Origin of the sequence: Myxococcus llanfairpwllgwyngyllgogerychwyrndrobwllllantysiliogogogochensis, from assembly GCF_006636215.1 — a bacterium.
GTDB lineage: Bacteria > Myxococcota > Myxococcia > Myxococcales > Myxococcaceae > Myxococcus > Myxococcus llanfairpwllgwyngyllgogerychwyrndrobwllllantysiliogogogochensis.
The window spans coordinates 56,220-77,488 of record NZ_VIFM01000020.1 but is presented as its reverse complement, the minus strand read 5'-3'; the positions used below and the strand labels follow the sequence as shown (position 1 = coordinate 77,488).

Here is a 21,269-nt window from a genome sequence, read left to right as displayed (position 1 = left end):
GGAACCGGGTGACGGGGAATGCGTACTCGGGAGGAGAGACGACGGGCTCGGGCATCCTCGTCGCGGGCGGGGCCTACTACGACATGGCGCTGTGTGAGGACGTCGTCATCTTCGAGAACACGCTGGTGGACAACGACGTCGGTATCAACCTGTCCCAGGCGGAGGAGGACGGTGGACCCTTGTCTGTGTCGACGCGGCTCCGGGTGACGCGGAACACGGTGACGCATGATGGGCCGGTGGTGACGAACGGCTATCCCTATCAGGCGGGCATCTCCGACCTGGGAGGTGCCAACCTCATCAGCCAGAACCACGTCAGCGGGCCGGGGTACGCGCGCGAGACCGAGCCCGAGGTGACGTTCGACGTGGACGTGGTGGCAGGGACGGCGTCTCGCCTGGATTTCCTCACACCTGACCGGGAGACAGGAGTGGGGCAGTGCTCGGAGGAGTTGGTGGTTCAGAGTCAGGACACGCTGGGGAACCTGTCCGCGCTGACGGCGCCGTCACTGGTGCTGGAGGTGGCGGGCACGGCGGCGCCGGGAGCGGTGCTCTACTCCGACGCGACTTGCACCCAGGCACTGGCCACTTCGGGAACGGGCTGGGCACTGGCGCTGGAGGGGCCGCAGCAGGAGGCGACGTTCTACTTCCGGGCGACACAGGCAGGAGCGCTGACGCTCACGGCCACGGGCGACGGCGCGAGCGGGATGCAAGCCCACACCGTCCGGTGAAGCCATGTCGTGAACGCGGCATCTGCGCGCGGCTCACTCCGTGCGACGCCGCCCCGTGGCCGTCACCTGCCGCATGCCCCACCGCATGGGGATGGTGCCGTCGGTGCGACGCAAGGGCTCCACGGCCTGGACAAAGGCGTGCTTGAGCGAGGCTCGCGCCGCCGTGGAGAGCCGGTCCGCGTCATAGGTCGTGCTGAGCGACTCCCACGCGTGCTCCGGAGTCGCATCGCCCTGGACCTCGAGCCGGCGGATGTCCACGTGCGTGAAGCCGCCGAACAGCCCCGTCAGTCCTTCCACGGAGCGCACTCGCGCATCCCCCAGCGGCATGGGGACCCGCTCCTCCGCGGCCAGCAGGGGCTTGAGCAACCCCAGATACACCTCGAACGCTTCGCCTCGCACCAGTTCGCCGCCGACGACGACGGACACCCGCCCCGTCGGCTTCAGCACCCGCTGCATCTCCGAGAGCACCGTCTCTACGTCGTCCATCAACATCAGCGCCAGGTGGCTCAGCACCACGTCGACACTCGCCTCCGCGAGCGGCAGTGACTGCGCTCGCCCCAGATGCAACGTCGCCGCGCCGTTCAGCCGCGCCCGCGCCACCGCGAGTTCGTGCTCACTCATGTCGAGCCCCACCAGCGCGAGCCCGGGCTGGTTCCTCCGCGCGAGCAGCTCCAGCAGATACCCATCACCACATGCCAGGTCGAGCACCACCCGGGGCCCGTCCTCCTTCGGCACCGCCGCCTCCAGGAGCGCATAGGTGGACGGGAACATCTCACCGTCGCGCAGCACCGGAGCACCTCCGAACTCACGCGAAGTCACCCCGGCGAGGCGACGATGGAAGTCCAGCAGGTAGGACTCGGCGGGGGAGGGCGAGGACATGCCGAAATAAACCCACGTTCGCCGCATCCCCGCCACCTTCCGCAACTTCCGGAGTGGACGCGTGTTGCTACTCCCATGCCCCTGCGCGCCCTGTTCCTCGCTCTCGTCTGTGTCGTCCTCGCCTGTGCTCCTCCTGCTCCAGAAGAAGGGGCCACCGAGACGCCCACCTCTCAACCTGAAGCCACCGTGGCGTCCCCCCGGGACGTCCCGCACGGTCTGATCGCCCCCCTCGTCTTCCCCACGGATGACGCGAGCTGGCCCACGGTGAGTCCAGCCAGCGCGGGCTGGGACGTGGCGAAGCTCAACGCCGCGCTCGACTTCGCGGGCTCCCGCGACACCCGGGCCATCGTCATCCTCCAGGACGGGAAGCTGCTCGCCGAGCGCTACTGGCTGGCGAACTCGAACTTCATGCGCGACATCGCCTCCGCGCAGAAGAGCGTCGTCTCCGTGCTCGTCGGCATCGCGGTGGACAAGCAACTGCTCTCGCTCGACGAGCGCGTCACTCCCATTCTCGGCGCCGGCTGGTCCAACACGGGCGCGCTGGCCGAGGCCCGCATCACCGTGCGCCACCTGCTGACCATGACGAGCGGCCTGAACACGTCCCTCGGACTTCAGGCGGCCCCCGGAACGACATGGCTGTACAACAACGACGCCTATCACCGGCTGCGCATGATTCTGGAGCGGCGCACGGGCCTGGGCATCGACGCGCTCTCCCACGCCTGGTTGTTCAACACGCTGGGCGCGACGCGCAGCCAGTGGGAGCAGCGCTCCGATGTCGACAGCAAGGGCCTGCCCCTGTGGGGCCTGACGATGAGCGCGCGAGACCTGGCGCGCTTCGGACTGCTGCTGCTCGCGGACGGTGCGTGGGCGGGAACCCGGGTCGTCTCCTCGGCGTACCTCAACACCGCGACCAATTCCTCGCAGACGCTCAACCCCGCCTATGGCCACCTGTTCTGGCTCAATGGCAAGGCCTTCACCCTGATACCGCCGCTGAGCGCGCGCATCGACGGCCCGCTCATCCCCAGCGCGCCACAGGACGTCTTCGCCGGACTGGGCAAGGACGACCAGAAGGTCTACGTCAGCCGCTCACTGGGCCTCGTGGTGACGCGGCTGGGTGCTCAGGCGGGGACTCGCTCGGCGGAGACGCTGTCCGACTTCGACGAGGAGCTGTGGGCCCGAATCATGGCCGCGCGGCTCTGACCCGCGAGGCGAGGTGGGCCGCGAGCCGGTCGAAGTTCTGCTCGTTCGCGGCCTCCACGAACCCGCGTACCTTCTCGACCTCGTCCTTCGACTCGAACCGCATGCGCCAGGTGAGCCGCGTCCGCGCCCCTTCGTCCGCGAAGTCCATCCGCATCTCGAAGTGATGCGTCTGCTGGTGGTGCTGGATGACGATGCGCTCGGCCGGCACCACCTCGATGAACTCCTTGTCCATCGCGTAGCGCGCTCCCTCCGCGCTCTGCATCGTGAAGCGCCACTTGCCGCCGGGGCGCAGCTCGAACTGCTCGAACGTGTTCGTCGAGCCTTGCGGCCCCCACCACAGCGTCAGCTGCTCCGGGTCGCTGAACGCCGCATAGACCTGCTCACGGGGCGCATCGATGAGCCGGGACGAGATGATGTCGCGCGAGGACTCCAGGATGAGCGCCAGCCGGTCGAAGTGCGCCGCCGTGCCCTCCTCGCGAGAGCGGGTGCCGTCTTCCCCGTCGAGGAACGCGGCCTGCTCGGTGAAGACCATCCGCGTCCCCCCGGTCTTCGTGGCGTGGAGCTCCACCGTGGCCAGGGACACGGAGAGGTGCTTGTCGCCCACGCTCATGTCGTAGGCGTAGACCATCCGCTCGTTCGGGATGATGTCGTGATAGCGCGCGGTGAAGACAGTGGAGTGCTTGCCGCCGAACTGCCCGTGCAGCAGCTCCTGGCCGCCCACGCGGAAATCCAGCTCGCGCTTCACGAGAGTCCAGCGGTCCGGCGGACCGATGAACCACTGAGCCTTCGTCTCCACGTCCGACCATGCGGCGAAGACGCGAGCGGGTGAAGCCTTGTAGGTGCGCTCGATGGTGAACGAGCCATGCACGACGGGAGGGGTCTTCATGTCTTGGTCTTCTTTCGAGGGGTGGGGTTCGGGCGCTCGGGCCCATCGAGCAGCTCGCCGAGTCGGTCGAAGCGGCGCTCCCAGAGTCCGCGTCGGTTCGACAGCCAGTCCTCGGCCACGCGCAGTCCGCCAGGCTCGAGCTGACACGAGCGGACGCGTCCGATTTTCTCGGTACGCACCAGCCCGCTCTCCTCGAGCACCTGGAGGTGCTGCACGACGGCGGCGAGCGTGATGTCGAGCGGCTTCGCCAGGTCGCTGACCGACATGGTTCCCCGACTCAGCCGCTCGACGATGGCGCGCCGATTGGAATCGCCCAGGGCATGGAAGATGCGGTCGACGGCGCCATGGTTAAGCATGAGCTTGAGTATTGGCGAGGGTCGCTAGATGGTCAAGCAGATACTTAAGTATGGATTGAGCCCGAATCGACGCTGGGTTGCGGTGGCCTCGGCTATCCTGTCCGGGTGAGCCACCTGCTGACGGAGTTGCTGGGACGCACGGAGGAGGCGCTCGCTCGGCGGGAGGACGATGCGGCCCTCACGCTCCTGTTGGAGGCGTGGAAGGAGTGCCGAGCCGAGCCCGTCATCGCGCTCATCCAGCGGCTCTCGGACCACCTCGCCACGGGGCTTCCCTTCTTCGAGGTGCCTGTCCGCTGGGTCCTCGAGGAGGTCCGCCGGCATCCCACGGACCTTCCCCGGGCGCTGGGATGGCTGCGGGAACGCGCGGCGAGTCTTTCGCGCTGTGCGTTCTCCACGGACCTCGACCGGCTGCGACGATGGTGGCCCGCGGACCCGCGCATCATTCCGCTCCTGCTCACCCTCGTCCGTCTTCCGGGAGCGGAGACTCCAGGCGAGCTGAAGATGCTTTGCAGCCTCTTCATGTACGTGGGGGCGCCCTATGACGTGGAGCCCCTGCGCGAGCTGAAGGCCCGACTCCCTTCAACGCAAGGGGAGGAGGTCGAGCGGTTCGACCTCGTCATCCGGCTGGGCGCTCGTTGGGTTCCTCCCGTGCTCGATGCGGAGACCCTGGCGCGGTGTGACGCGCTGAAGGAGGTCATCGAGGAGCGGGTGGAGCGTGCACGCCTCGACGCGGCGACTCGGGAGGCGCTGTTCGCCCGCGTCTATGAGGCGCCGGAGGATGACTCCGCCCGGCAGGTGTTGGCCGACCAGTTGCTCGAGCAGGGCGACCCACTGGGGGAGTTCATCATGCTCCAGTATGCGAAGGCGCCGGATGAGGAGCGCATCGCTCGACTGCTCGTGGCGAACCGGGAGCGGTGGCAGGCGCCGTTGGGCCCCTACGTCGAGCGAGGCTACACCCGCTTCGAGCGGGGCTTTCCCGTCGCGGTCCGCCCGATAAAGGGGGACCACTTCCCCAAGTCCTTTCCCAAGCCGGAGCCCGGTTGGAACACGGTGGAGGAACTCAACTGGAATCCGGAGCACCACAGCGACGGCAATGACGTCGCGCAGTGGGGGCGCATGCTCCGGCACCCCGCGTTGCGCCGTGTAACGAGTCTGCTGAATGTTCCAGGCGAGCTGGTGAGCTTGCTGTCCGCGAACAGCTCCGTGAGGCGGCTGGAGTTGAAGAGCTCATTTGAGAGCGGCCTGTCCGATGCGCTGACGGCCCTGCCCCACCTGACGTGGCTGACCATCCCCCATGCCTCGACGGACCTCTTCATCCGGTGTGCCCACTCCCGTCTGGCTTCCCAGTTGGAGTACTTCAAGGCCTCTGGGGAAGATGGGTTCTGGAGGCTCGAGGTGACCCGAGGCGCGGAGGTTCCCATCCGGGCCACCGTCACGGGACCGCGTGCGCGGGAGTTCGCGCCCGTCCTCCTTGCCGCCGCGAGGTTCAGCTCCCAGGGGCTCCGGATTGAATTTCGGGACGGAGCCGAGGAGCAGGGCGGGGCGCCGCTGCGCGAGGCGCTTGCCGCCTACGCACGGGTCATCCGGGAGTGAGCAGAGAACTCCCGCGCACGCTCAGAGCCTGAAGTTCGCGGCGACGAGCAGCAGGGTCTGCTCACGGCGTGAATCCACGGTGAAGCCCTCGGTGGCGTGCCGTCCTCCACGAAAGGTCTGACTCTCAGCCAGCGCGAACACGTGGAGCCATCCGCGCCGTACATCGCGCGGGATGCGAGAAGCCTTCCCCGGCTTCGGGCGAAACGCGCGGTGCTTCCAGGTGTCAGTGCGCCCGGCCTTGTCGCTGTCTGCGGAGCCTCAAGCTGCACGATGCCTGGCGGCCTGTCGTGCAGGTTGCAATCCTGCACCACGGGGCATGTCCGCAACCCCTCGGAACACCTAGCGTCCTCGGGGGAAGGGGTTGGTACGGGCGGTGCTCAAGAGGGAGCACGCCCATGTGGACCCTCGACGCTCCTCCGCTGCTGCTCTCCCTGCTGCTCCAGCAGGCCGACGCCTCCTCGCCACCACTTCAAGGACCCACGGATACCCGGGCCGAAGCGGAGGCCCCTGGCTTCTTCTCCCGCATGAAGCCCGAGGGAGGCGTCGACGTGTACTTCGGCCACAACTTCAACCGGCCCGCGAACGCGGCGAACTTCATCCCCGGCACCGGCACGTCCGCGAAGCGCGACAGCGAAGTGGCCATCAACCTGGCCTCCATCGGCGTGAGCGTGGCCCCGGCGCCGGTGGGCTTCAAGGTGCTCCTCGGCTTCGGCACGGGAGCGGAGGTGGTCCATGCGGCCGAGCCCGAGGGCGTCGCCTCCGGGCCTGACTTGTGGCGCTACGTGCAGCAGGCCTCGCTGTCCTTCGCCACCGGTCCGCTGACGTTGGAGGCCGGGCTCTACCCGAGCCACATCGGTCTGGAGTCCTTCCAGTCGCAGCTCAACTGGACGTACACGCGCTCGTGGATGGGCGAGCTGTCGCCCTACTACCAGACGGGCCTCAAGGGTACGTACGCGCTGGATGACGCGTGGAGCGTGCAGCTCCAGCTCCTCAATGGCTGGCAGACCATTGGCGACAACAACCGGGGCCTCGCGCTGGGCACCCAGGTGGCCTACGCGGGCGAGCGCCTGTCGGCGTCCTTCAACACCTTCATCGGAAACGAAGGCACCGAGGGCAGCGACGGCCTGAGGCTCTTCGCGGACGCGGTGGCGACGTACGCGGTGACGGAGTCGTTCAAGCTCGCGGCCACCGTGGACGCCGGCACCCAGCGGATTCCCGGCGCGGACCGCGCGGTCTGGTACGCGGCGGGACTCAACGCCCGAGTCCAGCTCGCCGAGCCCGCGGCGTTGGCCGCGCGCGTGGAAGCGTATCGCGACGCCGACGGACTCATGACGGGCGTGGAGCAGACGCTGACGGGGGGCACGCTCACCCTGGAGGTGAAGCCCGCCGAGCAGCTCACGCTCAAGCTGGAGGCGCGGCATGACCGCTCGACGGCGGACGTCTTCGCAAGCCGCGCCACCACCGACGAAGGCACCCCCATTCCCAAGGACTCCGAGACGCTCATCGTCCTCGGAGCCACCGCCTGGTTCTGAACCTGGAGTCCCTCCATGGATGTCGTCCTCCTCCTCGTCACCGTCGGTTTCTTCGCGCTCGCGTGGGCCTATGCCCACGGCTGCGAGCGCCTGTGAGGTCCTCCCGATGACTTTCGAATACGCCGCTGGCGCCGTGCTCGCCGTGCTGCTCACCGCCTACCTCGTCTACGCCCTGCTCCGTCCCGAGCGCTTCTAGGGACTTCGCCATGACCCTCATTGGTTGGTTGCAGATTGTGTTGTTCTTCGCCCTCCTGCTCGCGCTGACGAAGCCGCTGGGCACCTATCTCTTCCGTGTCTTCGAAGGGCAGACGCAGCCGTTGCCGCGCGTGCTCGGCCCCGTGGAGCGAGTGTTGCTGCGCCTGACGGGCGCCAGCGCGCGTCGCGAGCAGACGTGGGTGGAGTACTGCGGCGCGCTCCTGGCCTTCAGCGTCGTCGGCATGCTCATCCTCTACGGGCTCCAGCGCGCGCAGCACGTGCTGCCGCTCAACCCGCAAGGCCTGGGCGCGGTGGGCCCGGAGTTGTCGTTCAACACGGCGGCCAGCTTCGTCGCGAACACCAACTGGCAGTCGTACGCCGGTGAGTCCACCATGAGCTACCTCACGCAGATGGTGGGGCTGGCGTGGCAGAACTTCGTCTCCGCTGCGGCGGGGCTCGGCGTGGCGCTGGCGCTGGCGCGCGGCTTCACGCGCCGCCCGGGACCCGAGGGCGCGAAGACGCTGGGCAACTTCTGGGTGGATGTGGTGCGCGGCACGCTCTACGTGCTGCTGCCGCTGTGCTTCGTCGTGGCCCTGTTCTTCGTCTCGCAGGGCATGTTGCAGAACTTCGCGCCGTACCACGAGCTGACCACGCTGGAGGGCGCGAAGCAGACGCTCGCCATGGGTCCGGTGGCCTCGCAGGAGGTCATCAAGATGCTGGGCACCAACGGCGGTGGCTTCTTCAACGCCAACAGCGCGCACCCCTTCGAGAACCCGACGCCGCTCACCAACCTGGTGCAGATGCTGCTCATCTTCTCCATACCCTCCGCCCTCACGTACACGTACGGGAAGATGACGGGGGACACGAAGCAGGGCTGGGCCCTCTTCGCGGCCATGTCCATCCTCTTCTTCGCGGGCGTCACCGCCGCCTACGCCGCCGAGTCCCAGCCCAACGCCGCCGTGGCCTCCGCGCAGGTGGCGCAGGTGGGCAACCTGGAGGGCAAGGAGGTGCGCTACGGCATCACCGCGTCCGCCCTCTTCGCCACCGTCACCACGGATGCGTCGTGCGGCGCGGTCAACTCCATGCACGACAGCTTCAACCCGCTGGGCGGGCTGGTGCCGCTGGTCAACATGCAGCTGGGCGAGGTCATCTTCGGCGGAGTGGGGGCGGGCCTCTACGGCATCCTCATCATGGTGGTGCTGTCCGTCTTCATCGCCGGCCTGATGGTGGGCCGCACGCCCGAGTACCTGGGCAAGAAGATTGAGGCGAAGGAGATGAAGCTCGCGATGCTCTACGTGCTCATCTTCCCGCTGTTCATCCTGGGGATGTCCGCGGTGGCGGCGGTGATTCCGCAGGGCGTGTCCTCGCTGAACAACGCGGGACCGCACGGCCTGACGGAAATCCTCTACGCGTTCACCAGCGCCACGGCGAACAACGGCAGCGCGTTCGCGGGCCTCAACGCGAACACGCCCTTCTGGAACATCTCCCTGGGGCTGGCCATGCTCGGCGGGCGCTTCCTGATGATTGTCCCCGCGCTGGCCATCGCCGGCTCCATGGTGGGCAAGAAGGTGGTGCCGGCGGGTCCGGGCACCTTCCCGACGAACGGCGCCCTGTTCACCGGCCTGCTGGTGAGCATCGTGGTCATCGTCGGTGCGCTCACCTTCTTCCCCGCGCTCTCCCTGAGCCCCATCGTCGAGCACTTCCTCGCCGGGGCCGGAAAGGTCTACTGAGCCATGAGCTCCGCATCCTCGAAACCCGCGTCGCTGTTCGACGTGTCTCTCCTCAAACCCGCGCTGCTGGACAGTCTGAAGAAGCTCCACCCGCGCGACGTGGCGCGCAACCCCGTCATGTTCGTGGTGTGGGCGGGCAGCCTGCTCACCACGGTGCTGGTGGTGAAGGACCTCGTTTCGCCGCGCACCGACGGCGCGCCCTTGTGGTTCACCGTCTGGGTGGCGGTGTGGCTGTGGTTCACCGTGTTGTTCGCGAACTTCGCGGAGGCCGTGGCGGAAGGGCGCGGCAAGGCCCAGGCCGGCGCGCTGCGAAAGATGCGCAAGGACACCACCGCGCGGCGACTGGTGGACGGGCGCGAGGAGCGTGTGCCCGCGCCGAACCTGCGCAAGGGCGACCTCGTCGTCTGCGAGGCGGGTGACCTCATCCCAGGTGACGGCGAGGTGGTGGAGGGCATCGCCAGCGTGGACGAGTCCGCGATTACCGGCGAGTCCGCGCCGGTGATTCGCGAGTCCGGTGGAGACCGCTCGGCGGTGACGGGTGGCACCAAGGTGTTGTCGGACCGGATTGTCGTGCGCATCGCCGTCAACCCGGGTGAGTCCTTCCTGGACCGGATGATTGGACTGGTGGAGGGCGCGGCCCGGCAGAAGACGCCGAACGAGATAGCGCTGCACATCCTGCTGGTGGGCCTGACGGTGGTGTTCCTGCTGGCGTGTGTGTCGCTGGTGCCGCTGGCGCTCTACTCCGGTGTGCCGCTGTCGGGCACCGCCGTCGTCGCGCTGCTGGTGTGCCTCATCCCCACGACGATTGGCGGCCTGTTGAGCGCCATCGGCATCGCGGGCATGGACCGGCTCTTGCGCAAGAACGTGCTGGCCATGAGTGGCCGCGCCGTCGAGGCGGCGGGAGACGTGGACACACTGCTGCTCGACAAGACGGGCACGATTACGCTGGGCAACCGCATGGCCACGGAGCTGCTGCCCATGCCGGGTGTCCGCATGGAGGACCTGGCGGAGGCGGCGCAGTTGGCGAGCCTGGCGGACGAGACGCCCGAGGGGCGCTCCATCGTCACGCTGGTGAAGGACACGTACAAGATGCGTCCGCGCGAGCTGCTGGCGCACCACGCGACGTTCGTCCCGTTCACCGCGCAGACGCGCATGAGCGGGTGTGACCTGGTGGACCCGCACCCGCGCAGCATCCGCAAGGGCGCGGTGGATGCCATCGTCAAGCACGTGCAGGCCCAGGGCGGCGCGGTGCCGGCGGAGCTGACCGTGGCGGCGGGCCGCATTGGTGACGCGGGCGGCACGCCGCTGGCGGTGGCGGATGGCTCGCGGCTGCTCGGCATCATCCACCTGAAGGACGTGGTGAAGGGCGGCATCAAGGAGCGCTTCGACCGCTTCCGGGCCATGGGCATCCGCACGGTGATGATTACCGGCGACAACCCGCGCACCGCCGCGGCGATTGCTCGTGAGGCGGGCGTGGATGACTTCCTCGCGGAGGCGACGCCCGAGGCGAAGCTGGCGCTCATCCGCACCGAGCAGGGCAAGGGCAAGCTGGTGGCGATGACGGGTGACGGCACCAACGACGCGCCCGCGCTCGCCCAGGCCGACGTCGGCGTGGCGATGAACACCGGCACGCAGGCGGCGAAGGAGGCGGGGAACATGGTGGACCTCGACTCCAACCCCACCAAGCTGCTGGAGGTGGTGGAGGTGGGCAAGCAGCTCCTGATGACGCGCGGGACGCTGACGACGTTCTCCATCGCCAACGATGTGGCGAAGTACTTCGCCATCCTCCCGGCGCTGTTCATGGGGGTGTTTCCCCAGATTGCTCCGCTCAACGTGATGGGCCTGTCGTCGCCGTACAGCGCGATTCTGGCGGCGGTCATCTTCAACGCGCTCATCATCATCGCGCTGATTCCCCTGGCGCTGCGCGGTGTGCGTTACCGCCCGCTGGGCGCGGCGGCCCTGCTGCGGCGCAGCCTGCTCGTCTACGGAGTCGGCGGCGTCATCGTTCCCTTTGTCGGCATCAAGGCCCTGGACGTGTTGCTCACGGCCGTGGGCCTGTCCTGAAAGTGAAAGGGCTCCTCATCATGGTCTCCACTCTTGTCACCGCCCTGCGCGCCTGTGTCGTCACCCTGGTGCTCACGGGGGTGCTGTATCCGCTCGCCGTCACCGGCGTGGCGCAACTGTTGTTCCCCTTCCAGGCCCAGGGCTCGCTCGTGAAGGACGAGCAGGGCCGCGTGGTGGGCAGCGCGCTGATTGGTCAGGGCTTCACCCGAGGCGGCTACTTCCAGCCGCGCCCGTCGGCGGCGGGTGCTGGCTACGACGCGGCGGCGTCCTCGGGCAGCAACCTGGGGCCGACGTCCCAGAAGCTCAGGGACCGGGTGACGGCGGAGGTCGAGCGCCTGCGCCAGGAGAACCCGGACACGCCAGGGCTTGTGCCCGGTGAGCTGGTCACCACGTCGGCGTCCGGCCTGGACCCGCACCTTTCGCCGGAGGCGGTGCGCTGGCAGGCGCCGCGCGTGGCGAAGGCGCGAGGCGTGGCGCCGGAGCGCGTACTCGCGGTGGTGAACTCGCACGTCGAGGGACGGACGCTCGGCGTGCTGGGCGAGCCGCGCGTCAACGTGCTGCTGCTGAACCTGGCGCTGGACCGGCAGTTCGGTCGGCTCGCCTCGGAGCCCGCGCAGCCGATGGGCGCGGTGACTCCCGAGTGACGGAGTCCATTCTCCCCATGCATTCGTGCGGAGGCGCGGGCATTGTCGCTCGCGCCTCCGCTGTGGAGGTCCGAGGGTGACGATGACGCGACGTTCGCGTGCGGAGGACTTCCTGGAGCTGGTGGAGCGGGGCCGGCGCGGTCGGCTCAAGCTCTACATCGGCTTCGCGGCTGGCGTGGGGAAGACGTACCGCATGCTGGAGGAGGCGCACGCGCTCAAGCGCCGGGGCGTGGACGTGGTGCTCGGCTTCGTGGAGACCCACGGTCGCAAGGAGACGGAGGCCCTGGTGGAGGGGCTGGAGGTGGTGCCACGCAAGGAGCACACCTACCGCGACGTCACGGTGGAGGAGATGGACCTGGACGCGGTGCTGGCGCGCAGGCCCCAGGTCGCGGTGGTGGATGAGCTGGCCCACACCAACCTGCCGGTGTGTCGACACCGCAAGCGCTACCAGGACGTGCAGGAGCTGCTCGACGCGGGCATCAACGTCATCGGCGCCTTCAACGTGCAGCACCTGGAGAGCCTCAATGACCTGGTGGAGCGCACCACCGGCGTCATCGTGCGCGAGACGCTCCCCGACAGCTTCCTCAAGGGCGCCGACCAGGTGGTGAACCTGGACCTGGCGGTGGAGGACCTCCACGAGCGGCTGAAGGCGGGGAAGATCTACGCGGAGGACAAGGTGCCACGTGCCCTGGAGAGCTTCTTCAAGGGAGAGAACCTGTCCACGCTGCGCGAGCTGGCGCTGCGAGAGGTGGCGGAGAGCCTGGACCGCGCCACCGCCGGGCTGCCGTCGCGCGCGGGAGACGAGGGACAGCAGAAGGGCGCGTCCTGGGGCCGGGTGCTGGTGGCGCTGTCGAGCTACCCGCCGCGCGCGGCCACCCTGCTGCGGCGAGGCTCGCGCATGGCGGGGCGACTGAACACGGACTGGTTCGTGGTGTACGTGGAGACGCCGCGCGAGGCCCCGCACCTCATCGACGCGGAGGCGCAGCGGCACCTGCTGGCGAACATCGAGAAGGCGAAGGAGCTGGGCGCGGAGGTGGTGCGACTGCGTTCGAAGGACCCGGTGGAGGCGATTCTCGACTTCGCGCGTTCGCACGGCGTGGGCCACATCATGGTGGGCCGCTCGCATCAGCCCTGGTGGCGGCGGGCCTTGGGGCGCGCGGCGGATGTGCGGCTGCTGCGCGAAGGCGAGGGCTTCGACATCCATGTCGTGGCCTTCGACCCCGCGCCCGAGGAGAAGCGTTCATGACGCTGAGGCTGAGGTTGCTGCTGGCCCAGGCTCCCCTGGCCCTGGCCCTGGCCCTGGTGGGAGTGGTCGCCGTCGTCACGTTGGCCCGGCTGGGGCGCTCCGGGCAGCGAATCCTCCAGGACAACTACCGCAGCGTGCTCGCGACGCAGCGGATGACCGAGCAACTGGAGCGGATGGACAGCGCCGCCCTGTTCATCGTCGCGGGGGAACTGGAGCGGGGTGAGGCACAGCAGTCCGCGCAGCGTCAGGTGTTGGAGTCGGAGCTGCGCCTTCAAGAAGGCAACGTCACCGAGCCTGGCGAGGCCGAGGCCACGCGCAGGCTGCGCGCGGGTTGGTCGCGATATCAGACGGCATATGACGCGTTCCTCACGTTGTCCTCGGAGGCGGAGCGGAAGGCCGTGTACTTCCGGAGCATCGAGCCCGCCTTCCGTGAGGTGAAGGAGGCGGCGGCATCCATCCTGGCGCTCAACCAGGACGCGATGGTGCACAAGAGCGAGGAGCTGCGGCGGCAGAGCGACCAGGTGAACACGCTGATGGTGCTGGCGGTGCTGGCGGCCTTCGGTGTGGGGTTGTTCGCCTCCACGTCCCTCACGCATCGCGCGCTGCGGCCCGTGTCGGTGCTGTCGCAAGCAGTGCGGCGACTGGGCCGGGGTGACTACGCGGTGCGCGCGGTGGTGGAGGGGACGGACGAAATCGCGCAGCTCGGGCAGGACTTCAACTCGATGGCGGAGGCGCTCCAGCAGTATCGCCAGAGCAGCCTGGGCGAACTGCTCCAGGCGCAGTCCGCCTCGCAGGCGGCCATCGACAGCCTGCCGGACCCGGTGGTGGTGTTCGGCTCGGATGGGGTGTTGCTCAACGTCAACCGCTCGGCGGAGGACGTGCTGAAGCTGTCGCTGGAGGGCGGCGGGGATGTGCTGGGCCGCGTGGTGCCGGAGGCGCGCGAGGTGCTGGAGCGGGTGCGCGGCCATGTGCTGGGTGGCAAGGGCGCGTATCAGCCTCGCGGCTACGAGGAGGCGGTGAGGGTGGAGCTGGCGGATGGAGACCGGTGGCTCCTGCCGCGTGGGAGTCCGGTGTACGGGGAGACGGGCGAGGTGGTGGGCGCCACGGTGATTCTCCAGGACGTGACGCGGCTGCGTCGCTTCGACGAGCTGAAGAACGACCTGGTGGCCACGGTGGCGCATGAGTTCCGCACGCCGCTGACGTCGCTGCGCATGGCGGTGCACCTGGTGGCCGAGGGCATGGTGGGCGCGGTGACGGAGAAGCAGGCGGACCTGCTGTTCGCGGCGCGCGAGGACTGCGAGCGTTTGCAGGGCATCGTCGATGACCTGCTGGACTTGTCTCGCATCCAGGCGGGACAGCTCCGGCTGGAGGTGCGGCGGGTGCCGGCGGAGGAGCTGGTGGAGGCGGCGCTGGACTCACAGCGCTCGGCGGCGGCGGAGCGCGGGGTGCGACTGTCGAGGCAGGTCGGGCTGGAGGTGGAGTCAGTGGACGTGGACCCGGACCGGCTGGGCCTGGTGTTGGGAAACCTGGTGGGCAACGGGGTGAAACACACGCCGGCGGGGGGGGAGGTGGAGGTGCGAGTGGCTCGCGAGGGGACGCGCGTGCGCTTCGAGGTGCGGGATACGGGCGAGGGCATCGCGCTGGAGCAGCAGGGCCGCATCTTCGAGAAGTTCTACCGCGCGCCCGGGGCACCGGTGGGTGGCGCGGGGCTGGGGTTGTCCATCGCGAAGGAAATCGTCCAGGCGCACGGCGGAGAGCTGGGCGTGGTGAGCGCTCCGGGACGGGGGAGCACGTTCTGGTTCACGCTGCCTCAGCAAGCGGCGGCGGTGGAGCCGACGTGACACTCCCGCCCGCGCTCCTTGTCGAAGGCACGGGCGGGAGCTGGTTCACCAGGAGGACTTCGTCACACGGAGGCTTCGCCCCAGTCCTTCATCTCCTCGCGGCGAATCTTGGAGGCCTCGCGGACGAGGTCCTTGCAGGACATGCCGATTTCCTTCTCGGTGACGTTCTTGGCGACCTGCGGGAGAATGTTCTGCTCCTCGTCGGCGATGTGGCGCTTCACCACTCGCTCGAGTGAGTCGACCCGGGCCTTCACGGCGTTCATGTCGTCGCGCATGCGGACGATTTCGCCCAGGAGCTTCGTCATCTCCTGATGGTCTTCTTCCGCGTGCTCGATTTTATCGTCGCCCACCACGCGGGCGGCCTTCGGATAGACCCAGCGCTCCTCGATGGTGGTGTGCAGCATGAGCGCCTCCGCGAGCTGGATGCAGAGCTCCTTCCGGCTCGTGTCGTCCGGGGCGCGGCGGAACGCCTGGAACAAGGCGTCGACTTCGCGGTGCTGTTGAATCAAGAGGTCGATGACGTCCACGGGTGCGCTCCTTGTGTTGTTGGGGTCGCCGCTCAACGGTCCGCATGCATGCGGGTCGTGGCAATCACAGGCATGGGCGCGCAAGCTCCCTCGCCATGTCCCACGTGGGGGAGTGGGCAGGGGAGCGCTTCCTCTGGGCACAAGGCGTCGAGTGCTTGAAATCGTGCGGGGCTACACCTGGGACAGTGGAACTCGCCGGAGGATGCGTGGCTCCTGTCCCACTTCGAGCAGGAACAGGGAGTCCTCGCTGGCGATGAGCAGTCGCTCGCCGGTGATGTCGAAGGCGCCCGCCGAGCCCTGGAACGCGAGCCTGCGAACGGGTGCGCCATCCACCACGAGCAACCCCAGGTCCAGGAAGCGCCACCGGCCATCCGTTCCCAGGGTGAACGCGGAGTCCGTTCGGCCGCCATGTTCCTTGGCGAAATGCTCCAGGTCCTCGGTGAAGTCCTCCTCCGCGGGCGCCGGTGTCACCGTGCCATCCGCTTGCAGCTTCGGGACGGGGGTGTCGAGCCGCCAGCCACCTCGGTCCACCCACCGCAGGCCCGTGTCCACCGAGTACACCCCGCCGCGCCCGGAGTGGTCCTCCGCCCAGAGCAGCTTTCCATCCGGCGACGTGGCCTGCCGCTGGAGGTACTTGCGCACCTCGACCAGCTCCACCGTCGAGTCCACCCGTGCATTCAGGAGGTAGACGCTCCCCGCGCGCTCCACCGCCGCGGCGAGCGACATGCCCGGCGCATCCGTCACCCACGTCCCGTCGCGCAAATCCAACACATGCAGCTCACCATCGAAGGTGAACAGCGCATGCGCACCCTCCGGCGACACCGTGACGAGCCGCACCGGTGAAGGAAGCTCGTGCGTCGCTCGGACCTGTCCATCGTCGAGCCCGAGGATGACCGCGACCGAAGGGAAGCACACGAGCGCGGCATCCTGACCGAGGAACGCGCAGCCCGTCGGCCTCTGCGTCTCCGCTTCACCCTCGAACGGCGGCGGCGGGAACAGCTCCACGTCCATCCGGTCATCCCGCAGCCAGTACCGGGCCTCGCGAGAGAACGTCATCCCCGGCCGGACCGAGCGCTCCTCCTGTGGCGCTCCGGGCTCCGCGCCGAGCTGCACACACAGGGCATCGAACGCGGTTTGGAGCGCGAGGTGCTCGAAGTCCGAGTACACATCCTCGCGGCCAGCCTCGCGCATCGCACGCAGCCGTCCATTGGACGCCAACAGCTCCTGATAGCGCACACTGTCGAGGCCCGGCATCCGCGCGCCGCCGGGCATCCGGTTCAAGGGGCGATGTGCGGGCGGCGTCACGGGGACCTCGTCCAGAATCAGCTCGCGCGGCGTGAAGCCCGCTGCCGCAAGCTCCGCCGGCCAGTCGGCGCCCGCGCCCTTCTCCGAGAGCAGTCGCCGGAGCATCTCTGGTCCGCTGTCCGCCATGCGCGGGTCACCTCCCGGCATCAACGGAACCACTTCGCCCTCCTCGACACAGGCCTGGAAGAAGGCGACCTGCCACACATGCTCTTCCGTCCAGCCCAGACATCGAGCCACCAGGCTCCCCAACGCGCGGTGGACGAGTCCCCCCGAGGCCGCGACATGTCCCCACCGCTCCGCTCTCGCCGAGGAGGCAATGCACTCGACGTGGCAGCGGGGACACCGCGCACCCGCATGCTCCGGGCCTACGAGTTTCCCGCATGCGCACCGGAAGTCCCGCACCGGGCCGAACACGACTTCCGACAGCGCGCCTTGTGGACTCGGCGTGCCCTCGTTGTCCTCGGTGAGGAGGACACCGGTGATTTCGCCTGACGAGCGGCCTCGCAGTGCGCGCGCGGCCTCCAGGATGGCGAGCTCCGGCGAGGTGCGTGGCGGGCGGAAGAACGCGGTGGGCTCTGGGACCTGGGTCGGCATGGCAGACCTCACGGGTGGGATGTGCCCGCGCCAGTCACGCCCCCCTGGGCGCTGGCGGTTGGCACCCCGCTCCACGGTTGCGCTAGCTTATGTCGCTGCGGCGCGAGCGGGGTGTTGAAAGCTGTCATCGAAGCGGGGGACGCACGATGGCCCAGGCGAAAGCGAAGGCGCTCCAGACGCCAGCTCCATCCCGTCCGCCCCCCGCACCCGCGCGCTCCACGCAGAACACGCACGACTTCCAGCCAGCCTCCGCGCGGTCCGAACTCTTTCTCGGCGCGCTCGCGGGCGGAGGCGCCACGGAGCAGGACGCTGACGCGCTGCCCTTGTCGGGTGGAGGCACCACCTTCGACTTCGCCTCAATCCCTCTCTTCCCACCGTCACGGCCGCCCACCGCGACGGGATGGGGCATCCAGCGCAAGGCAGCGGTGGGCCCGGAAGACGACCCCTTCGAGCGCGAAGCCGACGCCATCGCCATGGAGGTCCTGGGCCTGCGCGGCGCATCGCCCGGTGGCTCGGAGGCCCTTCCCTCCGCGCCCGCGACACCTGCCGCCAGCGTCGCGGCTGCTCCGGGCGTCGCGCTTGCCGCCACTCCGGAGGCGGCACTCGAAGGCCCCTCGAATGAACCGGACAAACGTGCGAGCGGGGCCCTCGAGTGGGAGCACGGGCTTGCTCCTCCGAGCACGCCCCCTTCGGACAGCGCGCTCCCTCCGCCTCCTGCTCCACCCCCGGCGGGTGCCGCGCCGTCCGGTGGTGACGAAGCGGGCCTCACCCTGGGCGGAAGCCCCATGCCCCAGCGGGTGCGGCGCTTCTTCGAGGAGCGCTTCGGGCATGACCTGTCCTCGGTGCGCATCCACGCCGATGGCGAATCGGTCCGACGCAACGAGGCGCTCCAGTCCTACGCCTTCACCTACGGCAGCCATGTCTGGCTGGGTGCGGGCCAGCGCGCGGAACCGTCCTTCATCCTCGCCCACGAGTTGGCGCACGTGCTCCAGCAGACGCAGCCGCGCGCACTCGGCGGCGAGGGCGCGGGCGGCGCACCCCAGCGCATTCAGCGTGTCCCGTATTGGGAGCCCGCCCACGAGACGGGCACCACCGCGCACCGACGGCTCATCCCCGCCATGGCGAATGCCTCCGGTGTATTCGGCGAGGCGCCCGTTCCCGAGCGTGGCACCGGCGCGGGTGGCCTGGGGACGCGAGGTGAGGCGGACTTCTACCGGGCCGCTGGGCCCGGCGGGAACAACACCGTGGCCGTGCGCTTCAACGCCCACGACGACCCGAGGTGGTTGGGCGCGCCCGGCGACCTCGTGGCTCCCGGCGGGTACGACCACGCGGTGGGCAGTGCGCCGCAGGGCCCTCGGACGCGCGGCGGGGCCATCACCCGCGTCGACCAGGCGCCGACGCAAATCACCCTCGGCGAGATGAAGCCCGCCTTCGGCGCGGACCCCGAGCCCCAGCTCACTCGCTACGAGGAGGCCTTCCGCGCGGCGGCGGGCCACACCAACGACTACGCCAACCGGCAGCCCTCGGGGACCAACTGGAACCCGAGCATCAACCGCTTCGCTCAAGCGGACCTCACCATTCCCCCTGAGTACCAGCCCGGTAACACCAGTCAGGTGTCCCAGGACCTCATCATCAAGGAGTTCAACCTGGAGAAGCGCTCTGTCCATCGCTATCTCCGGGAGCAGGGCTACGTCTCCGTCCCAGGACGTCTGCGCGTGAGGTTCGAGGGCAACCCGGGCTCGTGGGTCTACGCCTGGGTGCCGGACAGCATCCCGACCAATCCCCGGCTCCCCCGGAGCATCCAGGCGCTGGGGCCGCAGATCATCACCCACCTGAGAGATCCGCTGTTCCAGTTCCCCATCCGGCGCAGGACGCCTGGGCGACAACCCAAGCTGCGTCCCGCCCGGCTCGCACGTGTGCTCGGGGCTCCGCCCAAGGCGCTCAAGAAGAAGTTCGGAAAGGACTTTGGCCGAGCCATCCGGCGCCGAGGCCCGCCGCAGCTCGACCCGTTCCGCGCGCAATATCCGCAGTGGACGCAGGCGCTCACGCGCTACTCGCAACAGTACCGGCAGGTGTCTCGCGCGGACAAGCAGAACGCCGACGCCGCGACGGACCTGGTGAGTGCCCACCAGCGGCTGTTGCGCGACGGCTGGACGACGACCCCGCTGTCCGCGGTCGAGCTGGAGTCGCGCAACACGAACAGCGCCGTGAAGATGTGGACGGGGGCGAGTGCGCGCACGTTCGGCTTCTTCCGCTACCACTTCGGCTGGCTCTTCGAGAAGGTCGCCAACGCCTACGAGTGGCTGAGAGACCGCATCCAGGGCGCGCTCAGTGCGCGCTCCACCCGTGCGACGGGCGACGGCCTCACCCGCGCTGTCATCAACGCCGCGTTCCAGCTCTTGAAGGTGGCGGGACGCATCCTGGTGGACCGCACCTTCGACCAGCTCATCCAGTCGCTCGTCGGAGGCGTGGAGGACAAGATTCAGGAGTGGACGGGCGTCGACACCGAGGAGGCGATGGACGCGCTCGCGGGTCGGATGAACGAAATCAAGGACCAGGTCGAGCGGGCCGCGATGGAGAACCTGGAGCAGTTGCTCGGAGAGTCGGTCATCAACGGTGTCATCACCGTGCTGGACCAGCTCAACGAGTTCCAGACCATGGTGGCCGACATCGGCCGGCTGGTGAGCTACGCGCGGTGGGGGCTTCGGCTCCTCGAGTGTCTGTCTCCGCCCGGCTGGGGCTGTCTGTGGATTCTCGCGCAGGCGGTGGGCGAGGCGCTGCTCGCGGAGGTGGTGGCGTCCTGCTGGTTCCAGACGAAGGCCGCGCCGTATGTCACCGCGATACCGTGGCTCGGGAGGCTTCCCACGGAGCTGGCGAGCAGCGTCGTCACGTTCACCAACGCCCAGTTGCCCGGCTGGCTGAGCGGCATCCTCCGCCCCATCACCGTCTCCACGCAAGTCGCCGCCAGCGAGGTGGCCTGTCAGCCCGGAAGCGGTGGTGGAGGTGGCGGCGGTGGTGGTGGCAGTGGGCGCTCGATGCCGGACCCGGCGTTGGCGGATGCGATGATTGGGCTGGCCGAGCGCGTGGGTGAGGAGCGTCTCCGGGCCTTCGCTCGCATGTCGCGACGCATGGGCATCCCCGCGGGCCGGCCGCTCACGGCGGAGGACATGCGCACGATAGGCGACCGCATCATCGCCAGTGGTGCGACGGCCGCGGACATGGAGCGCTTCGCGGCGCAGAGCAATCCCACCGCGACGGGAGGGCTGCTGGATCTGGCCACGTACCTGTTGGAGGTGCGGCGCACGGACCCGTCAGCGCCGGTGGACACCACGCAGCAGTGGGGCGTCACGGCATCGGACCGGGAGCGCCAGCGCCGTGAGCAGGCGGCTCGCGGCACGGGCACGCAACCCGGTGACGCAACGGCACCCAATCCTCCGGGCCCTGGTGGCGGAACGACGGCGCCGCGGCCCGAGGCACCTCGTGGAGGCACGGGACCGGAAACGGTTGCGGTGCCACAGCCGGGTGCTGGCGGCGCGCCCGACACGGGAGAGGATGACCTTGTCATCGATGCGCGGACGGGACCCGCTGTGGTGGATGCGGCGACGCGGCCGTATCCGGGACGTGGCTCGGGCAGACAGGTCGAGGATGCCCGGGTGCAGGTGCGCAACGGGAGTCCCGACCATCAGTTGAACACGGAGGTGCTGCTCTGGATTTCGGGCTTCCGTCCGCCGACCGAGGAGCAGATCGCGCTCTACAACGTCCGAGCCCGCGTCGTGGTCCGGGAGCAGCAGACGGACCGGTGGCTGCTGACCTATGAGCTCATCGAGGGCGTCTCGTTGTCTCCGGAGATTCCCAGCGGTGTATTGCCCGCGGGGTTCCGAATCAGCGCGCATCCTCGTGTGGCGACGCCGCGTTGAGTGAGGTTCACCCCACGTTGACGTCAGCCTGGCGC

15 protein-coding genes and 1 pseudogene are annotated in these 21,269 nt (G+C 68.9%); 11 read left to right on the top strand and 5 right to left on the bottom strand.

The window, feature by feature from the left end; genetic code table 11:
* Positions 1-725: pseudogene (locus FJV41_RS52120) on the top strand (right-handed parallel beta-helix repeat-containing protein); the annotation flags it as partial.
* 33 nt (positions 726-758) lie between these two features.
* Here FJV41_RS52120 and FJV41_RS07510 read toward each other — a convergent pair.
* Positions 759-1,604 carry a class I SAM-dependent methyltransferase gene (locus FJV41_RS07510; RefSeq protein WP_141641726.1) on the bottom strand — a complete coding sequence of 282 codons (846 nt, stop codon included), beginning with the start codon at positions 1,602-1,604 and terminating at the stop codon, positions 759-761.
* Between the two features lie 75 nt (positions 1,605-1,679).
* Between FJV41_RS07510 and FJV41_RS07505 the strand changes: the two genes are divergently transcribed.
* Complete coding sequence (locus tag FJV41_RS07505; RefSeq protein ID WP_141641725.1) at positions 1,680-2,804, top strand: serine hydrolase domain-containing protein; 1,125 nt, start codon at positions 1,680-1,682, stop codon at positions 2,802-2,804.
* Here the strand turns inward: FJV41_RS07505 and FJV41_RS52115 are convergent.
* Together FJV41_RS52115 and FJV41_RS07495 are read right to left on the bottom strand one after the other, a co-directional pair.
* Positions 2,785-3,690: an SRPBCC family protein gene (locus FJV41_RS52115; protein ID WP_174455954.1), complete on the bottom strand. Its 906-nt coding sequence runs from the start codon at positions 3,688-3,690 to the stop codon at positions 2,785-2,787. The two genes, FJV41_RS07505 and FJV41_RS52115, sit on opposite strands and share 20 nt — an antisense overlap.
* Positions 3,687-4,046: an ArsR/SmtB family transcription factor gene (locus tag FJV41_RS07495; protein WP_141641724.1), complete on the bottom strand. Its 360-nt coding sequence runs from the start codon at positions 4,044-4,046 to the stop codon at positions 3,687-3,689. Before FJV41_RS07495 ends, FJV41_RS52115 begins: the two co-directional genes overlap by 4 nt.
* A gap of 105 nt (positions 4,047-4,151) precedes the next feature.
* On the opposite strand from FJV41_RS07495, the gene FJV41_RS07490 reads away from it, so the two are divergent.
* From FJV41_RS07490 to FJV41_RS07455, 8 genes are all read left to right on the top strand, one after another.
* The gene (locus FJV41_RS07490; RefSeq protein ID WP_141641723.1) at positions 4,152-5,639 is read left to right on the top strand and encodes a hypothetical protein; all 1,488 of its coding nucleotides are present in this window, start codon (positions 4,152-4,154) and stop codon (positions 5,637-5,639) included.
* Between the two features lie 395 nt (positions 5,640-6,034).
* The gene (locus tag FJV41_RS07485) at positions 6,035-7,171 is read left to right on the top strand and encodes a porin (RefSeq protein WP_141641722.1); all 1,137 of its coding nucleotides are present in this window, start codon (positions 6,035-6,037) and stop codon (positions 7,169-7,171) included.
* 106 nt (positions 7,172-7,277) lie between these two features.
* Complete coding sequence (gene kdpF, locus FJV41_RS07480; RefSeq protein ID WP_141641721.1) at positions 7,278-7,367, top strand: K(+)-transporting ATPase subunit F; 90 nt, start codon at positions 7,278-7,280, stop codon at positions 7,365-7,367.
* Between the two features lie 10 nt (positions 7,368-7,377).
* Positions 7,378-9,096 (top strand): potassium-transporting ATPase subunit KdpA, encoded by a 1,719-nt coding sequence (gene kdpA / locus FJV41_RS07475; RefSeq protein ID WP_141641720.1) that lies wholly within the window; start codon positions 7,378-7,380, stop codon positions 9,094-9,096.
* Positions 9,097-9,099: 3 nt separating this feature from the next.
* Positions 9,100-11,160 (top strand): potassium-transporting ATPase subunit KdpB, encoded by a 2,061-nt coding sequence (kdpB, locus tag FJV41_RS07470; RefSeq protein ID WP_141641719.1) that lies wholly within the window; start codon positions 9,100-9,102, stop codon positions 11,158-11,160.
* Between the two features lie 20 nt (positions 11,161-11,180).
* Positions 11,181-11,804 (top strand): K(+)-transporting ATPase subunit C, encoded by a 624-nt coding sequence (gene kdpC, locus FJV41_RS07465; protein ID WP_141641718.1) that lies wholly within the window; start codon positions 11,181-11,183, stop codon positions 11,802-11,804.
* Positions 11,805-11,886: 82 nt separating this feature from the next.
* On the top strand, positions 11,887-13,050 hold the full coding sequence (locus tag FJV41_RS07460) for a sensor protein KdpD (RefSeq protein ID WP_141641717.1): 1,164 nt from the start codon (positions 11,887-11,889) through the stop codon (positions 13,048-13,050).
* Complete coding sequence (locus FJV41_RS07455; protein ID WP_141641716.1) at positions 13,047-14,891, top strand: HAMP domain-containing sensor histidine kinase; 1,845 nt, start codon at positions 13,047-13,049, stop codon at positions 14,889-14,891. The genes FJV41_RS07460 and FJV41_RS07455 overlap by 4 nt, the downstream gene beginning before the upstream one ends.
* Before the next feature lie 62 nt (positions 14,892-14,953).
* Here FJV41_RS07455 and FJV41_RS07450 read toward each other — a convergent pair whose 3' ends face one another.
* Together FJV41_RS07450 and FJV41_RS07445 are read right to left on the bottom strand one after the other, a co-directional pair.
* Positions 14,954-15,418, bottom strand: coding sequence for a hemerythrin domain-containing protein (locus FJV41_RS07450; protein ID WP_141641715.1), 465 nt, complete (start codon positions 15,416-15,418; stop codon positions 14,954-14,956).
* 171 nt (positions 15,419-15,589) lie between these two features.
* Positions 15,590-17,317, bottom strand: coding sequence for a hypothetical protein (locus tag FJV41_RS07445; RefSeq protein ID WP_141641714.1), 1,728 nt, complete (start codon positions 17,315-17,317; stop codon positions 15,590-15,592).
* Positions 17,318-17,463: 146 nt separating this feature from the next.
* Here FJV41_RS07445 and FJV41_RS07440 point away from each other — a divergent pair, with 146 nt between their 5' ends.
* Positions 17,464-21,234 carry an eCIS core domain-containing protein gene (locus tag FJV41_RS07440; RefSeq protein WP_181790466.1) on the top strand — a complete coding sequence of 1,257 codons (3,771 nt, stop codon included), beginning with the start codon at positions 17,464-17,466 and terminating at the stop codon, positions 21,232-21,234.
* Positions 21,235-21,269 lie beyond the last annotated feature (35 nt).

Excerpts from the sequence above, each read along its gene's own strand:
- FJV41_RS07445 (WP_141641714.1), bottom strand. The coding sequence starts at position 17,317 with ATGCCGACCCAGGTCCCAGAGCCCACCGCGTTCTTCCGCCCGCCACGC.
- FJV41_RS07495 (WP_141641724.1), bottom strand. The coding sequence starts at position 4,046 with ATGCTTAACCATGGCGCCGTCGACCGCATCTTCCATGCCCTGGGCGAT.
- kdpC (WP_141641718.1), top strand. The coding sequence starts at position 11,181 with ATGGTCTCCACTCTTGTCACCGCCCTGCGCGCCTGTGTCGTCACCCTG.
- kdpB (WP_141641719.1), top strand. The coding sequence starts at position 9,100 with ATGAGCTCCGCATCCTCGAAACCCGCGTCGCTGTTCGACGTGTCTCTC.
- kdpF (WP_141641721.1), top strand. The coding sequence starts at position 7,278 with ATGACTTTCGAATACGCCGCTGGCGCCGTGCTCGCCGTGCTGCTCACC.
- FJV41_RS07510 (WP_141641726.1), bottom strand. The coding sequence starts at position 1,604 with ATGTCCTCGCCCTCCCCCGCCGAGTCCTACCTGCTGGACTTCCATCGT.
- FJV41_RS07460 (WP_141641717.1), top strand. The coding sequence starts at position 11,887 with ATGACGCGACGTTCGCGTGCGGAGGACTTCCTGGAGCTGGTGGAGCGG.
- FJV41_RS07505 (WP_141641725.1), top strand. The coding sequence starts at position 1,680 with ATGCCCCTGCGCGCCCTGTTCCTCGCTCTCGTCTGTGTCGTCCTCGCC.
- kdpA (WP_141641720.1), top strand. The coding sequence starts at position 7,378 with ATGACCCTCATTGGTTGGTTGCAGATTGTGTTGTTCTTCGCCCTCCTG.
- FJV41_RS52115 (WP_174455954.1), bottom strand. The coding sequence starts at position 3,690 with ATGAAGACCCCTCCCGTCGTGCATGGCTCGTTCACCATCGAGCGCACC.
- FJV41_RS07485 (WP_141641722.1), top strand. The coding sequence starts at position 6,035 with ATGTGGACCCTCGACGCTCCTCCGCTGCTGCTCTCCCTGCTGCTCCAG.
- FJV41_RS07440 (WP_181790466.1), top strand. The coding sequence starts at position 17,464 with ATGGCCCAGGCGAAAGCGAAGGCGCTCCAGACGCCAGCTCCATCCCGT.
- FJV41_RS07455 (WP_141641716.1), top strand. The coding sequence starts at position 13,047 with ATGACGCTGAGGCTGAGGTTGCTGCTGGCCCAGGCTCCCCTGGCCCTG.